13 protein-coding genes are annotated in these 15272 nt (G+C 59.1%); all 13 read right to left on the reverse strand.

Going from position 1 to position 15272, the window contains the following annotated elements; translation table 11 throughout:
- Positions 1 to 9: 9 nt before the first annotated feature.
- Positions 10 to 894 carry an NAD(P)-dependent oxidoreductase gene (locus tag ACSQ8V_RS25155; RefSeq protein ID WP_436207512.1) on the reverse strand — a complete coding sequence of 295 codons (885 nt, stop codon included), beginning with the start codon at positions 892 to 894 and terminating at the stop codon, positions 10 to 12.
- Positions 895 to 1017: 123 nt separating this feature from the next.
- Complete coding sequence (locus ACSQ8V_RS25160) at positions 1018 to 1344, reverse strand: NIPSNAP family protein (RefSeq protein WP_213765365.1); 327 nt, start codon at positions 1342 to 1344, stop codon at positions 1018 to 1020.
- A gap of 41 nt (positions 1345 to 1385) precedes the next feature.
- Positions 1386 to 2183: an N-acyl homoserine lactonase family protein gene (locus ACSQ8V_RS25165; protein WP_213765366.1), complete on the reverse strand. Its 798-nt coding sequence runs from the start codon at positions 2181 to 2183 to the stop codon at positions 1386 to 1388.
- Positions 2184 to 2225: 42 nt separating this feature from the next.
- Positions 2226 to 3638 carry an MFS transporter gene (locus ACSQ8V_RS25170; protein ID WP_436207513.1) on the reverse strand — a complete coding sequence of 471 codons (1413 nt, stop codon included), beginning with the start codon at positions 3636 to 3638 and terminating at the stop codon, positions 2226 to 2228.
- 1205 nt (positions 3639 to 4843) lie between these two features.
- Entirely contained in the window at positions 4844 to 5425 is a 582-nt protein-coding gene (locus ACSQ8V_RS25175; protein ID WP_436207514.1) for a DUF3501 family protein, read from the reverse strand.
- A gap of 24 nt (positions 5426 to 5449) precedes the next feature.
- Positions 5450 to 6793, reverse strand: coding sequence for a heterodisulfide reductase-related iron-sulfur binding cluster (locus ACSQ8V_RS25180; protein WP_213765369.1), 1344 nt, complete (start codon positions 6791 to 6793; stop codon positions 5450 to 5452).
- A 200-nt stretch (positions 6794 to 6993) separates the two neighbouring features.
- The gene (locus ACSQ8V_RS25185; protein WP_047897154.1) at positions 6994 to 7416 is read right to left on the reverse strand and encodes a rubrerythrin family protein; all 423 of its coding nucleotides are present in this window, start codon (positions 7414 to 7416) and stop codon (positions 6994 to 6996) included.
- A gap of 207 nt (positions 7417 to 7623) precedes the next feature.
- Positions 7624 to 9690, reverse strand: a complete 2067-nt coding sequence (locus ACSQ8V_RS25190; protein WP_436207515.1) for a sigma-54-dependent Fis family transcriptional regulator — start codon at positions 9688 to 9690, stop codon at positions 7624 to 7626.
- A 490-nt stretch (positions 9691 to 10180) separates the two neighbouring features.
- On the reverse strand, positions 10181 to 11818 hold the full coding sequence (locus ACSQ8V_RS25195) for a molecular chaperone GroEL (RefSeq protein WP_436184397.1): 1638 nt from the start codon (positions 11816 to 11818) through the stop codon (positions 10181 to 10183).
- 44 nt (positions 11819 to 11862) lie between these two features.
- Complete coding sequence (locus tag ACSQ8V_RS25200) at positions 11863 to 12645, reverse strand: metal-sulfur cluster assembly factor (RefSeq protein ID WP_436207516.1); 783 nt, start codon at positions 12643 to 12645, stop codon at positions 11863 to 11865.
- A complete protein-coding gene (locus ACSQ8V_RS25205) occupies positions 12642 to 13661 on the reverse strand; it encodes an amidohydrolase family protein (protein WP_436184399.1) in 1020 nt (339 codons plus the stop codon). Before ACSQ8V_RS25205 ends, ACSQ8V_RS25200 begins: the two co-directional genes overlap by 4 nt.
- A 97-nt stretch (positions 13662 to 13758) precedes the next feature.
- Entirely contained in the window at positions 13759 to 14112 is a 354-nt protein-coding gene (locus ACSQ8V_RS25210) for an MmoB/DmpM family protein (RefSeq protein WP_213765373.1), read from the reverse strand.
- A gap of 66 nt (positions 14113 to 14178) precedes the next feature.
- Positions 14179 to 15264: a toluene hydroxylase gene (locus ACSQ8V_RS25215; protein WP_436207517.1), complete on the reverse strand. Its 1086-nt coding sequence runs from the start codon at positions 15262 to 15264 to the stop codon at positions 14179 to 14181.
- Positions 15265 to 15272 lie beyond the last annotated feature (8 nt).

The raw sequence follows: 15272 nt of genomic DNA on the forward strand, positions 1-15272 counted from the left end.
TTTGCGGGTTCATTCGTCGTTCACCAGCAGCCGATACATCTCGGTGTGGTCCGTAGCGGGCGTCGAACGTTGCGACACCTCGTCCCAAACCGATGTGCATGTCATGCCGAGCTTCATCGGATAGCCCACTGCTTCGGACAATGCGCGTGCGATCTTCAGGTCCTTGTTCATCAACTGCAATGCAAAGCCGGATGCATAGGAGCCCGACAACATGAACTGCTTGACCTTGTTTTCCGAGGTATTGCTGCGTCCCGTCGATGCATTCAACACGTCTGTCATGGAAGCCGGGTCAATCCCGAAACGCTCTGCAATATGCAGCGCCTCCACCGTCGCCATCAATCCGGCCGCCGAGACGTAATTGTTCAGCGCCTTCGCCGCGTGTCCCGACCCTGCCGTGCCGATATGCAGCACGCTCTTGCCCATGGCCTCGAGCACCGGCCGGCAAGTGTCCAGCACGGCTGCGTCGCCACCGGCGAGGATCGCGAGGGTGCCCTCCTTCGCCTTCTTCACACCGCCGGAAACGGGTGCATCGAGATAGTCGAGTCCCATCTTCTCCAGCGTCGCGCCCAGCTTGCGCGAGCGCTCCGGCTCCGATGAACTCATATCGATTACAACCGCACCTTTGGGCAGGAGACGCGCCCACGCTTTCGCGTCGCCATCGAGCAGCACGCTCTCCACGATCGCCGAATTCGGCAGCATGGTGATCAGTGCATCGAGCGATGCGGCGTTGCCGGCATCCAGTCGCGCCGCGCCAACTTCCTTCGCCAGCGCATCGGCACGGGACACGTCGGCATCGGCGAGAAAGAGTTCAAAGCCGGCCTTCGCCAGACACTGCACCATGGGCGTGCCCATCATTCCCAGTCCGATAAAACCAATTCGTTGCGGTCGCATCATCTGTCCTGCCTTCGTGACTAAAGCTCAAATCCGACGAGCGACGATCCCGCCGCGTCCATGGAATAAGTCTATACGATTGTATGACAATCAGTCGATAGACAATTAATCCGGGTTTTCCCTGCCTCACTTCAATGCCGAGAAAGCCGTCGGCGTGAGAAACACGTTCTCGATCCGCTCGACGATCATCTTCTCCGCCTCGCTCGCCGCGCGCTTGGCGATCCAGTCTGCATCGGCCTGGAATGCGTTCCACTTGGTCTCGCGTTCTGCGAGGCTTTGCCACTTCAGCAGGTAGGTAAGCGCATGATTGCTGGGCCCGATCAGCGTGGTCCAGAAGCCGATCTGTTCGATGCCATATTTTTCGAAAAAGCCCAGCGTCGTGGTGCTGAACCGTTCCTGAAGCGCCGGCAGACGGCCCGGCAGGCAGTGATAAACGCGCATCTCTACAATCATGGTCTTGCTCTCCGTCAGGTAAGAATCAGAGTGAGGGCTAGTCAACGCGGCGCCACATCCAGGCGTGCGATCCAGCCTTCGGTTTCGCGGTCATGCGGTGCATAGACCTTGAGTACTTCGGGATCGTGACCCGGCACGACATGATCGGGCGAGTCCGCCAGGTGCATGACGGTCTTGAAACCCTCCAGCATGTCGCCAACGTTATAGACGATCGGGTACGGCCGGTTCTCGCGTATGTTTGCGTAGAAATGAGAGGCGTCGGAGGCGAGCACGACCCAGCCGCGCTCCGTGTGAACGCGTACCACCTGCAGGCCATTTGAATGACCGCCGACCCAGTGCACGCTCAAGCCGGGCGTGAGTTGCGAATCGCCGTCGTGAAACTCCACGCGGCCGTCGAACACCCGGCCGACCATCGCCTTGACGTCCTCCGGTTCGAATGGATGACTCAGTGCGTGATGACACATGCAGCGACCCGTGCAATAGGCCATCTCCTTGTCCTGAACGTGATAACGCGCCTTCGGAAAGAGCGCGCGGTTGCCCGCGTGGTCGTAATGCATGTGCGTGAGGATGACGTCGTCCACCGACTCCGGCCTGATGCCAATCCGCTTCAGACCGGCTTCAACCGGGTTGGTGATGGTGCGTCCGCGCTGTTGCGCCATGCTGGTGTCGAACCCCGTATCCACGATAAATGCGCGGGACTCGCCAACGACCGCCCATACGAAATAATCGAGTGGCATGGGGACGTCGTGCGGATCGCCGCCAATGAAGTTCTCGGTGGAACGGCGCGCGTGGTGCGCGTACTTCACGGCGAAGATGCGATAGTTTTCAGGCGTTGGCATGAGCTGGGATTCCTTTCTTTGCGGATGGCTTTCGAGCGGAGGCTATTTGAGCGCGCTGGCCGGGCTCGTGTCCGCTTCGGGTGGGATTTCGACTGTCGCTGCCCCGGCAATCTCTTCGAGCGAACGATTCTTGGTTTCCGGGCCAATGGCCGCCACGATCACCGCTTGCAGCAGCAAGGTGCCGGCAATCATGGACACCACGCCGACTATGCCGAACGATGCAAATGCCATGGCGACGAGATAGGGAACCAGAATGTTGAAGCCGCGGCCGATCGTGTTGCACAGCCCTGAGCCGCGCAAGCGGACTTCCGTGGGAAAGAGTTCGGGCACATAGCTCGCCACGCTGAATGACGACAGCACGTAGATGCACGCGGTTATTGCAAAGCCGCAGGCCGTGATCATCGTCTGCGTTTGCGCGAACGGATACGCAACGGCGAATGCGATTCCGATCAGGGAGAACGCGACGATGCCCCACTTCCTGCCCAGGCGTTCGGCGAGTCCGAAGGCGATCAGCGAGCCCAACGGGCCACCCGCGAACATCAATGTGGTCAGGCCCAGCGAGTTGGAGACGCTATGTCCCTGTTTCACCAGGAACGTCGGAATCCAGCTGACGAATGCGTAATTGACCGTGAACAATCCGATCAGCACGGTGATGCCGGTGATTGTGCGTTTGATCAGCCGACGTGAAAAGAGATCGGCCAGGCGCGCCGGCGTCTCGGGCGCGGTGTCACGCGACAGAAGGTCCACGGACACGTGCGGATAGTCGGGTGAGCCCGCGCTCACCCCGCAAGCGGTCTCGATCCGCGTCACGATCTCCTCGGCTTCCGTGGTGCGTCCACGCGATGCCAGCCAGCGCGGCGACTCCATCATCGACTTGCGCAGGAACCAGACGATCAGTGCGCCGACGCCTGCAATGGCGAACATCCACCGCCAGCCGTAATGGGGAATGATCAGCCAGCCGATGAACGTGGAGAAGAACAGCGACGTATTGATGATCAGGTTCAGAATAGTGCCGAAGCGTCCGCGCCATGTGGCTGGTATGAATTCGCTGAGCGTGCCGTAGCCCACCACGATCTCCGCGCCCATGCCAAGGCCCATTACCAGTCTGAAGAAGATAAGCCAGTAGATATTCGGCGACAAAGCTGCGGCGATCGATGCAAAGCCGTACACGCCGAGGTTGAACTGGTAGGAGAAGCGCCGTCCGAAACGGTCGCCGAGCAGGCCCGACAGCCAGGCGCCTGCCATCATGCCGATGAAGGTTGCGGAGACGAAACCTGCGTTGAGTTGCAGTGTTGATTCGCCGCTGTGGATCATCGCGGCGAGCACCGAGCCGGCGATGTAGATGTCGAACGAATCGAAGAACATGCCAGCGGCAACGAGGCCGAGCAGCCGCCAGTGAAAGCGCGAGAGCGGCAATCGGTCGAGACGATATCCAATACTGGCTTCGGCTAGCATCAACGTTTGTCTCCTGGGGTTTGCTGCGGAGCAGCCCACTTTTTTGGATACGGGTTTTTAACTTATTATATGTCTATCATACAATCCGTCAAGAATATGATCGGGGAGGGGGCTGCGCTTGGGTGGGGGTGGGGCTGCGCTTGGGCGGGGGTGGGGTTGCGCTTGGTCGGGGGTGGGTTGCAGGGTTGGTGGTCGGAGTCTATGCCGGGTTGCTAGGTTCTGGGGTTAGCGATTCTGGGTCTATGCCGGGTTGCTGCTTTCAGCGTTAGTGGTCTGCGAGAGTTGGATTTTCTCTTTATCACTATTAGCCACTGTGCGTGGCGGCACGTCATTTCTTTGTCCAAAGCGACAAAGAAACGAAGCAAAGAAAACGCTTTTAAACCACGCTACCCTAAGTGTCCACAGCGTGCAGTTCCAATACTTGGGTGCCCCAAAAGCACGGTGCTCGCCAGAGCCACCGATGTGTGAACCCCTCCTTCTCGCGAATCCTGACACGAACACGCTTCGCCCCGTACGCTCTCGGGCAAGCACGAATTGCCGAGGAACCCGCACGGCCTCACGCGTATTCGCTGCCGCGTTTCTTGGAGCGTTGGCCAAGCGTGCACTGTTTTTTTTGGTGGGCTATACGGCCGAACGCATACTTACGGCTTCATGTTTGGTGGGCTATTGCGCAGCATGCACAATTCTTTTCGCCGGCTAAGACCTCATACATCCGCGCGGCCCCGTTTCTTGGTGGGTTACCGACATGGTTCGTCATGCGTACAATTGGTGGGTGGTCGTCCGCGGATAGCGCGGGGTGCCCCTTGGGCAGGTTCAATCACTGGTGGCGAAGCGTGTGGGTATCGGTGTTCGGAGAAAGAGGGGTTCACACATCCTCCGCTCTAGCGAGCACCGTGCTTTTGGGGCACCCATGAATGAAAACTGCACGCTGTGGACACTTAGGGTAGCGTGGTTGAAAGCGTTTTCTTTGCTTCGTTTCTTTGTCGCTTTGGACAAAGAAATGACGTGCCGCCACGCACAGTGGCTAATAGTGATAAAGAGAAAATCCGACTCTCGCAGACCGCTAACGCTGAAAGCACCAACCCGGCATAGACCCTGACCACTAACCCCAGAACCGACACACCCCGGCATAGACCCCTGACCACTAACACCGAAACCACCGCCCCACCATCAACCCCGCCCCTAAGCGCGCACACCCCTCCCTGTCATGTCAAATCCTTCAACAACGAAGCCCGCGCCCGCGACTCTATCGTCTGCGTAGGCACAATATAATTCGGATGATCGCATCCAATCTGCAACGCCGCCCCATCCCGCAAACGCGCCTTCATCGCGGGCGTGAATTCAAACCGTACAAAATGCACCGCCGAGGTCTTCTCTTCATTCTCGCGTTCCAGGTCCTCATCAGCAATTGCATACACCGGCGGTTCACCCGCCACCTGAATAAACACATGATCCTCAATGCCAATCAGCCGCGCCAACGCCGCATGCCGCTCGATTTCGTTCGCATATTCAATCTGCATCGTCGCTTTCAGATTGCTGCCGTCCGGCACAAGCGGCAGATAGGCATCCAGTTCAGCCTGAATACCCTCCTCTTCAAAGATCTTTTCAATGTGAAGCATTTCCTGGATCTGATAGCGGATCGTCAGCTCATCTTCGAACAGGAACGTGACGTGATTGCCTAGCGGCACAGTGCGCTCTTTCTTATGCTCAATCACCTGGTTGCGCATCGTAATGCGCGACTTCGAATAGTTCTCGAGCGACAACAGCGAATGGCGAGTGATGCTCATCGGATGTCCTTGCAGTGCGAAATATCAGAGACCATAGGCCTTGCGCAACAGCGTCAGCGGATGCGCAAGCTCCGCCTTCGGCAAGCCATTTTCATCGAGCCCCTGTTCGATATGATGGCCGGCCAGCGCACAATCCGACGAAATGTAGTCGGGCTGCGACTGCGCCATCGCCTTGAATACCGGCGTGCCAATCTGCATCGCCGTGCGATGAAACTCCTTTTTCACGCCGAACGTGCCGGCATGCCCGGAACAGCGCTCGACTACGTTCACCTGCGTATCCGGCACCAGCCCCAAGGTTTCTGCCGTCTTGCGGCCAATATTCTGCACCCGCGCATGGCACGGCACGTGATACGACACCCGGCCCAACCCGGTCTTGAAGTCAGTCTTCAGGAGTCCATCCCGATGACGCGACACAAAGTATTCGAACGGGTCCCAAAAGGCTGCGCTGACGGCGCGCACATCGGCATCGTCGGGAAACATCAGCGGCAGTTCGTGCTTATACATCAGCACGCAGCTCGGAATCGCGCCGATGATCGCATAACCCTCGCGCGCATATTTCGCAAGCACCGGCAGGTTCTTTTCTTTTTTGTCAGCGACGCCCTGCAGGTTGCCCTGCTCCAGCAGCGGCATGCCGCAACACGCTTCACTGGCAACGAGTTCGTAAGGCACTTCATTGTGAGCGAGCACGGCAAGCAGATCGTGACCAATTCCCGGTTCGTTGAAATTCACATAACACGTGGCGTAAATCGCGACCTTACCGGGCGTACGCTCTCCAGTGACCGCCTGTGACTGTGACACCTTCGATTTTTTCGCTGCACTGCGGAATTTACGCGCCGCAAAATCAGGCAACCATGCGTCCTTGTCTACGCCAAGCGCCTTTTCCATCAGGCCGCGCGCTGCGGCAGTGTGATTGACCGCATTCACCGTCTGCGTAATGACAGGAATGCCCGCGAAATGACCTAGCGCATCGGTATTCGACAGAAACTTGTCGCGTAGCTTCACGTCACCGCGTTTGTAGTCGACCGCTTTGGCGCGCAGCATCAAATGCGGAAAATCGACATTCCACGGATGCGGAGGCACGTAGGGACACTTCGTCATGTAGCACAGGTCGCACAGGTAACACTGGTCAACCACCTTGCCGAATTCGTGTTTGTCGACTTCGTGCGCTTCGCCTGTATCGGTTGCGTCGACCAGATCGAATAGCGTGGGAAACGCACCGCACAACGACACACAACGCCGGCACCCCGCACAGATATCGAAGACGCGCGCCAGTTCCTGATCGAGCGCGTCCTGGTCGTAGAACCCGTCCGAGAGCCAGTCGAGCGGATGCCGCGTGGGCGCTTCGAGACTGCCTTCTTTATGGGGCATGACATCATGCTCCTGTTGTGATTTTCTACTTTTGTACGTTGACGCCGGATAGGTGCCGCGGGAATGCAGACCCGCCGCGCCATGCCCTACGCATCGCGCAGGCGCGAGCGGCAACCTGCGAAACGACATCGCATGCTTGGCCACACCCGCGAGCGCGATAGGTACCAGGAACGCCGGCGCTGACGCCGACGCGCCTCTCGTCAGTCGACTAGCGCATCGAGCGCTTTGGTATAACGATTTGCGTGGCTACGCTCCGCCTTGGCCAGCGTTTCGAACCAGTTGGCGATTTCATCGAAACCTTCTTCGCGCGCCGTCTTCGCCATACCGGGATACATATCGGTGTATTCGTGCGTTTCGCCGGCAACCGCCGCTTGCAGGTTCAGACGCGACGAACCGAACGGCAAGCCGGTGGCAGGATCTCCCACCGCCTCCAGATATTCGAGGTGGCCGTGCGCATGACCCGTTTCACCTTCCGCTGTCGAGCGGAATAGCGCCGCCACATCGTTCTGACCCTCGACATCCGCTTTGCCCGCGAAATATAGATAACGACGATTCGCCTGAGATTCGCCAGCGAACGCTGCCTTCAGATTTTCTTCAGTCTTCGAACCCTTCAGTTGCGACATCTGAGCCTCCTTGCAAGCCTGTATTGGGGATGCGCGGTTGTAATATAGGTCGTCTCGATGACTCGCCATGCAGTCGCGCGAAGCTGCACGGTCCCATTTAAATCTAGCAGGTGAATCAGGGCTCCCGATTGGAGTTTTCAATCCCGCCGATAGCCATTTGCCGCCCGTTAGCCGTCCGTTAGCCGTCCGTTTACAACCCGGGAGCCGTCATTCCATGGCTGGTTTGACAATGCTTTCCAATTGATAGATTTCCAGCTTTCTATACAACGTGCTGCGAGAAACGCCGAGCGAACGGGCAGCCTGGGCGAGATTGCCATGAGCGCCATGCACTGCACGAGCAATGGCTGCGCGCTCTGTTTCTTCCAGACTGGTTGACTGAAGCGGCACCGGTTCCTCCATGCCGACGGTCACCGTTTCGGCAAGCAGTTCCGCAGGCAATTCGTCGAGCCCTACCTCCTCTTCGCGTGACGTCAACAGTAAGTTTTCAATGATGTTTCGCATCTCCCTGACGTTGCCCGGCCAGGAATAAGCGCGCAGCACGGCCATGACTTCGGGATTCAGCCGCCGTAACGGAACCGCGTGGCGGAGCGCCAGTCGGCGGTTGAAATGTTCGACCAGGAGATCAATGTCGATATCCCGCTCGCGCAGCGGCGGGATTCGTATGCGGGTAACGCTGATGCGGTAGTAGAGGTCACCGCGGAATCGCCCGGATTTTACTTCGTCATGCAAATTACGATTGGTCATCGCCAACAGGCGCACATCGACACGCCGTGGCTGCGTGTCTCCTAATCGATAGACAACGCCCTCCTCAAGCGCCCGCAACAGGACGGGTTGCAGTTCAAGTGGCAACTCGCCGATTTCATCAAGACACAGGGTGCCGCCATGGGCCAGTTCGAACCGGCCGGGTCGCCCCTCTGCAGTCGCTCCCGTAAATGCGCCATGCACGTGGCCAAATAACTCGCTGCCAATCAGCTCCTTCGACGCCGCCCCGCAGTTGTACGCGACGAAAGATCCGCCACCACCTTCCTCTCCGTGGATTGCGCGCGCGAACAGTTCCTTGCCGACTCCGGTCTCGCCCTCGATCAACACCGGTACGCGTCTGCGGGCAAGCTGGCGGCCTCGATTGACGGCGGCGAGCATGACAGCGCTCTGCCCGAGTATCTGGGCGAAACAATTGCGTTGCGGGTCCGCCTCGCTTCCGGCCTCACTACCCGTCTCACCGCCAGCCGTTGCGCTTCCTGGCACGTTGATGCGCTCGGCTGTCCGCTTGCCGGGGGAGCGCGACCGGATCGCGGGAACAACGAGCATTGCGCCGATCGTGCTGCCTTCAACGACAACCGGGTTGAACCATTCGGCACGCAAGCCTTGCGGCAGGTGCCGGGCCCAGTCCGCCACCGCGGAACTTTCGTCCATGCCGGGGAACCGCTCTCCTATGCCGACGGGAAGCGGTACGCGGCCGGTAGTGTGTACGAGCCGGCCGCGCCGGTCGATGGCAATCATCCCCGCTGCGTCGGACGATGAGAGCCGTTGCAGGCAAAAGGCCAACAGGCGCATATGCTGACGGGCGGACTGCTCGGCCAGCACCATTTCAATCTGCCGCGCCGCCGTAATCGCCAATGTCAGGTTATTGATCTGATAAGTCGAAGGCGGACCGGAAATATCGAGTACACCTATGATCGCACCGGTTCCGGGTTCGCAAATCGGCGCCGCCGCGCAACTCCAGGACTTGATCCCTTCGCAGAAGTGTTCCGAACCATGAATATAGGTGGGCTCACCGGTAGCGAGCGCGGTGCCGATGCCGTTGGTGCCCGCCATCGCTTCACGCCAGTCGCCGCCGGTCGTCAAGTGAATCTTCTCCCCGGCCGTCAACGTGCGCAGGTCGCCTGCCGCCTTGAGAATTACACCGTCCTGGTTGGTCAGAAGCAGTATGGAGTGTGAATCCGCGAACAGATCCCCGGTCGCGGCGAAAAGGCGATCGGCGGCCGCCAGCAACTCCCGATGACGCCAACGCAAAGCGTCGACAGCGTCGCCGTGTACCGCGAACGGCGCGAGGCTCGCAGAAGGATTAACGCCGGACGCGAGACTACGTTGCCAGGATGCAATAAGAGCCGAGGGAACCGCTACTGATGACTCGCCCGCCAGAAAACGCTCCCATGCGCGCATGGTGTCGCGGTCAGAGTGGAGGACGTCGGCGCGCTGCGCCTGAGCCATCAGTCCATGCATCACAGACTGATCGCCAGGACTCGATGCATTCTCAATTTGGTGTCTCGCCACAAGTCTCCTCCGATGCGATTGGTCAACGCGAAACCCTTCTACGGCAGGCTTCGTCGCGACTCGCTTTTCTGGCATTGCGGCTGGCGCTTCTCGCTATTCAATTCTGTAAGCTGGCAGCAACACCACGGACTAGTATATGCCTAGCTTTTGATCAGGTCCGCTCGGGAAAACACGGCCCGGCCAACATGACCAACTATTCTTTTGCAAGACGCATAGCAGGCACAGACCGAGACCTTGCAGCGCTATTCTTGGCGGAAATGACTCAACGGTCATCGACGTAATAGCCCGCTATTACAAAGCGTGCTCAGTCCCGCCACGCGCTCACATAAAGCGGACTTGATGCGTTGTAAGCTAGTCCAAGCCGGAAACCGGGCCAACCAGCAATGCACGTTTGCCAAGTTCTTTAAAGTTAATTTCGCCATCTGATTCGGATTCCGAATTATTTTACATTCTGTACCCGGTATCCGCATGGCAACCGGGTACACCACGATTATTTCCGGCCGAACAATTCAGCGCCACCGCCAAGCGCAGGGCCAGCCGTGGGATCGATCGTCTCCGGCTTCTTGGCAATCAAGGTCTGGGTGGTCAGGATCAATCCTGCAACCGACGCGGCATTGCGCACCGCGCTATAGCTGACCTTCACCGGATCGATAATGCCCGCCTCTATCAGGTTCACGAAGGCGCCCGTGCGTGCGTCGAGTCCCATGCCCGGTCTTGATCGCACGGCCTCAGCCACGATCGCCTCGCCGTTCAGGCCGCAGTTCGTCGCGATGTGAAACAGCGGTTTCGTCAGGGCCCGCTGCAGCAGTCTCGCGCCCTGCTGGACACTTCCCTGGGTTCGTGAAACGATCCCTTCAAGTTCGGAGGAGACCCGCAGCAACGCCATTCCTCCTCCGGGTACGACTCCCTCGGCAATAGCCGCGCGCGCCGCGTTGATCGCATCCTCGATCAAATGAAGCCGGCGCTTCTGTTCAACCGGTGTGGCCCCGCCGGCGAGGATCATTGCGGTACCCCCGGATAGCTTGGCGAGGCGCACCTGGAACTTGTCCCGTTCAACATTTTCCGGCGCCATCTCATACTGGCGTGCCACCTGCTGGCGACGCGCAACGACGCCGACCGGATCGCCGCCACCGGCCGTAATGATGGTCTGGTTTGCTGAAATGCGTACTTGCCGGGCGCTGCCGAGATCCCGCAGTTCCGCGGTCTCGAGTTTTCCACCGAGGTCGCGGGCGATCACCCGGCCTCCTGTAACGATGGCGATATCCTCCAGCATCGCCTTGCGCCAATGCCCGTATTCAGGCGGATGGATAGCCGCCACGGGGACCCCGCCGTTGTCTCGCCAGGCGAGCAGGCTCACCACGCAGGCGGGCGCAACCTCTTCGGCAATGATCAACAGCGGGCGCTTGCTGTCGGCTATGAGCGCCTGGATGGCTGCCACCTCTTCCACCGACTGCAGCCGCTGATCGGTCATCAGAATGAGCGGGTTATCGAGCACCACCTGCATTCTTTCGAGGTCCGTGACCATGTGGTGAGACAGGTAGCCACGATCGAAGGCCATGCCATCGACCACTTCCAGGCGCGTTTCGACCGTCGTTCCATATTCGACGTCGACGATGCCATCAGGACCGACCCGCTCCAGCGCTTCGGCCACCATTGCGCCCGTGACCTCGTCGTTGGCGGCCACGATGGCAACGGCACGCACCTCCTCGCTTCCGCGCAGCGGAGTCGCTGTGCGTTTGAGCGCCGCGATTACTTCTGTCACAGCGGCCTCCAGGCCCTGGACCAGCTCGACCGGGTTGGCCCCGTCCGCGAGACAGGCAAGGCCGTCCTGCACCAGTGCATCGGCCAGGACGGTCGCCGTCGTGGTGCCGTCGCCGGCGACTTCATTGGTCTGCTTCGATACCTCCCTGACGACCTGCGCGCCGATGTTTTCGAACACGTCCTCCAGTTCGATCTCATTGGCGATGCTCACGCCGTCGCGGGAGATGATCGGCGTGCCGATCGGCCGGTCGATGATCGCATTCATCCCACGCGGGCCGAGCGTGCCACGTACCGCCTTGGCGAGCTTGGCTACTCCGCGGCCGAGCGCCATGCGGGCCTCATCGTCGTGCAACATGATATTCGGCATGATTGCGTGTCTCCTTTTATGATTGGTTCGGATAACAAACCATTTTAAGTTGATCTGGCCACATCGATGGAACGAACGAAATGCACCGGTTTGATCTCCACTTGAGGTACGCATTCCACGCCGTATCGGGTCGCCAGCAAACCGCGGCACAGCGCACTGTTGAATTCGGCGTTGACGCCAACCCGTCGCAAGGCGCGCAGGTAAGCGTGGATCTGGCCGGCATCGAGCAATGCGCCATCCTGGTCGACGAAGGCCAGTTCATCAGCATGCGATCCGACGACCGGGCGTCGTTCCAGATAGCGAACGACCAGCCGACGGCCTGCGGCATCGCAAGGCAGCGCGGCAAGTTCCGGCACGCTCAGGCGCAGCAGCACTGCCGACTCATGCCCGTGATCAAGCAGATACGTCAGGAGCGCTTCCTGCCTTCGCTGGAAAGCCTTGACCATGAAGGTCCGGCGAACTTCCTCCAGTTCACCGCTGGCCTCACTGCCGAAAGTAGCCTGGAACGACAGCCCGGCCGCGACTCCGCGATTGATCTCGTCGGCATACATGTGTTCGCCCAGGCCCACCGTGACCTTCTTGACCCACGGCAAGGCCGCGACGGCAATACGCATGTCGTCAGCCATCAGGAACGCGAAATTCGCGGCGCACCAATAGGTCGGCAATCTGAAATCGATGCGAACCGCTCCGCCGTTATCGACCTCTACGCTGGTGACGAACCCCAGTTCCGTCACCGATTCGTCGAGCTCGGGGTCGATAACAGATCCGAGCCGCGCCCACACCTCCGCGGTCCGCTTAACCGTCGCTTCGGCTCGCATGATGGTCATACCGTGGCCGTCTGGCGCGTGTCAGCCAGCAGCTTCTTCTGGGCTTCTATATCGACTCCATACAACCGCGCCGCGTTGAGCCCAAGGATTTTCTTCTTCGCTGTCAGGGACAGTTGAACGCCGGTCTCCTTGCTGACGGATTCAGGCAGCTCAAACGCCATGAACTTCTCGATCAGCCACTTCGGCGACCAGATACCGTAGTCGCTGCCATACAGGATCTTGTCTTCGCCGATCCAGAAAAGCAGCTCCGAAATCACATGAGCGAAATATTCCGGGCGCGTGTGAATGAACGGCAGCACCACCGCGAGGCCGCCATACACGTTGGTTTCCTGGGTCGCGATCCAGCAGAAATCGTCCAGGCGCGGCAAGCCGCAGTGCTCGACAATGAAGTTAAGGTTCTGGAAGCTCGTCGCTGCGTCGTCGACGTCAGCAACATCGAAGGCGTCGCGGTTGAGCGGCAGGATTGTCGGGCCCTTGTGGACGTGGATGTTCTTGATGCCCAGCTTTTCGCAGCGTTCGAAGTATCTCTGTACGCCCGGGTCCGACAGCTTGTAGCCTTTGCTGTCGCCGCGCCATTCAGCGGTATAGAGCTTGACGCCCTGGATCTTGTAGCGCTCGGACAACTCGTCCAGGCGATCGAGCCCGGCCTCGCCGTCGCGTGGGTCGAACGCGCCGTTGACGATAAACCGATGCGGGTATTTCCCCTTCAACACATAGTTGGATTCGGTGGTGTTGAAGCCGTTCTTGTAGAAGTCCGTCAGGTACGTCGGCTGACAGATCGCCATGTCGTCGTACCCTGTGACGAACAGGTCGTTGTACATGGCTTCCTCGCCATACTTGTCGAACTTCTCCTTGGGCCACAAATACTCTTTGGGACTCAGGTTCGAATGATAGGCATAGAAGCAGTCGATGAACTGCTGGCCGTGCACATTCTTCAGGTTGGCCTTGCTGCCGTCCCAAAGATGAACGTGCCCGTCGATAATGAAAATCTCTTCACCGTCCGTGGTTCGATACATGACATTGTCTCCATGGTTGTACGAAAAGCGACCGGCAACATGTCACGCAAAGGTCATGCAATGGCGGTCGCGAGTGGCGGTACGGTAGGGCCAGGGGTCACTCGTAAGCCATGGCGTCGTCCATATTGCCGAACAGCACGACGGTGTCGTCATCGACCATCACCATCCGCCCGTAATGGGTCGAGGTGGAAATCTCGAACAGATGCGGGGTCATTTCGCGGCCAAGCGATTCACTGATCTCACTCATCTTGAACTCGATCTTCCCCTGCCCGTCTATACGGATCATCGCGGGCAGGTAGGTCACCTTGATGCCGGGCTTTTGCGCCATTAAATCCGCAATAGCGCGTGCCTCGACGCTATCGTTCATGGTGACGCCGCACTGATGAGAAATGGTCTGCTCGAAACGAACGTCCTTCATCGACTTGAAGATGTTGTCGGTATGCACTGACATCGTGTACTCCTCTTCCCGGTTAGCTCGGATTACAAACGGATTGACAAAGGATCACCAAGGGATGATTCAGGCCCGGATCGACAGTGGAAAATGAATGCCGATCTCGCGAGCGATCATTTCGGCGCGCTCTATCGAACTGTTCAGGCTGTCGTTGAATTGCACCACCTTCACATGCGGAATCGACCAGATCGGTTGCAAGTGCTTCGCCGCTTCGGATGCAAGGGCGCCGTGCTTTTCCAGCCATTCGCCGAACAATTTTCGATTGGCGTCCCCATGCTTCGGGTCGTTGGCAAGCATGTGAAACAGTTCCACTGCGTTAGCCAGGTTGCGCTCATAGTCGCCCTCGGCCGCGGAAACTACCGTCGGCGTCAGGAAGTCGTTTTGCGACGCGGCCATCTGCATGATGAAACCGCTGCGAAACAGGTCTGCCACCAGAGGCTCGAAGACCACGTTCACCGCGAAGTACTTTTCGAGGAAGTCGGTTGCGCCGCCAATAGCCTCCACTGCCCGGCGCGTTTCCTGCCAGATCGGATCGTTCAGCCAGTGTGACTTGCCGGCGTCGAGGTCGAGATTCGGCGCGTCCAGTGCGACTTCTCCCAGGTACAGCGTCAGGTCCTGCGCAAAACGCAGCTTGTACGATGCATTCGTGAGGATGGCGCTGTTGATCATCTGCGTCACGCCGTAGCGCTGCGCGTGCATGGTCGCGGTACCCAGACCAAACTCTGCATGCTTGTAGGCGCCAAGATGCTGCTCCAGCACCTTGAGCCACGCCTTGTCGAAACGCTTTACCGCGCCCGAGCGCCGGGCATTGCTGATAGCGCTGCTGATCATGCCGATGATCGTCGACTGGCGTTGATAATGAGTACGCTCCCATTCCTCATCGACCGCGCGGAACTTGTGCCAGTCCGTGCATTTGGCTGCGCTCCATGTTTCCGAATAGGTCGGCGTGCCGTCGGCGAACGAGATGATCCAGTCCTGCAGCAAGTAGCGCTTCGGGTCCGGCTGAACGTCGACGGTCATGTCCTCGTAGTGGGACGCCTTGCGCCCCTTGGGCTCGAAGTAGTTGTACTTGCGACTGTCCCAGCCAGCGAACTGGGCCGCGCCGGCCGCGCCTGATGCAAGCGGTGCCGGTTGCTCTATCGTGGTGCTCATGTCGATCC

This window comes from Caballeronia sp. LjRoot31 (genome assembly GCF_964253885.1).
Lineage (GTDB): Bacteria > Pseudomonadota > Gammaproteobacteria > Burkholderiales > Burkholderiaceae > Caballeronia.

Bases quoted from the DNA above. Each gene is read 5' to 3' on its own strand.
- ACSQ8V_RS25180 (WP_213765369.1), bottom strand. From the start codon at position 6,793: ATGCCCCATAAAGAAGGCAGTCTCGAAGCGCCCACGCGGCATCCGCTC.
- ACSQ8V_RS25195 (WP_436184397.1), bottom strand. From the start codon at position 11,818: ATGCCGAATATCATGTTGCACGACGATGAGGCCCGCATGGCGCTCGGC.
- ACSQ8V_RS25175 (WP_436207514.1), bottom strand. From the start codon at position 5,425: ATGAGCATCACTCGCCATTCGCTGTTGTCGCTCGAGAACTATTCGAAG.
- ACSQ8V_RS25185 (WP_047897154.1), bottom strand. From the start codon at position 7,416: ATGTCGCAACTGAAGGGTTCGAAGACTGAAGAAAATCTGAAGGCAGCG.
- ACSQ8V_RS25165 (WP_213765366.1), bottom strand. From the start codon at position 2,183: ATGCCAACGCCTGAAAACTATCGCATCTTCGCCGTGAAGTACGCGCAC.
- ACSQ8V_RS25205 (WP_436184399.1), bottom strand. From the start codon at position 13,661: ATGTATCGAACCACGGACGGTGAAGAGATTTTCATTATCGACGGGCAC.
- ACSQ8V_RS25210 (WP_213765373.1), bottom strand. From the start codon at position 14,112: ATGTCAGTGCATACCGACAACATCTTCAAGTCGATGAAGGACGTTCGT.
- ACSQ8V_RS25155 (WP_436207512.1), bottom strand. From the start codon at position 894: ATGATGCGACCGCAACGAATTGGTTTTATCGGACTGGGAATGATGGGC.
- ACSQ8V_RS25170 (WP_436207513.1), bottom strand. From the start codon at position 3,638: ATGCTAGCCGAAGCCAGTATTGGATATCGTCTCGACCGATTGCCGCTC.
- ACSQ8V_RS25200 (WP_436207516.1), bottom strand. From the start codon at position 12,645: ATGACCATCATGCGAGCCGAAGCGACGGTTAAGCGGACCGCGGAGGTG.
- ACSQ8V_RS25215 (WP_436207517.1), bottom strand. From the start codon at position 15,264: ATGAGCACCACGATAGAGCAACCGGCACCGCTTGCATCAGGCGCGGCC.
- ACSQ8V_RS25160 (WP_213765365.1), bottom strand. From the start codon at position 1,344: ATGATTGTAGAGATGCGCGTTTATCACTGCCTGCCGGGCCGTCTGCCG.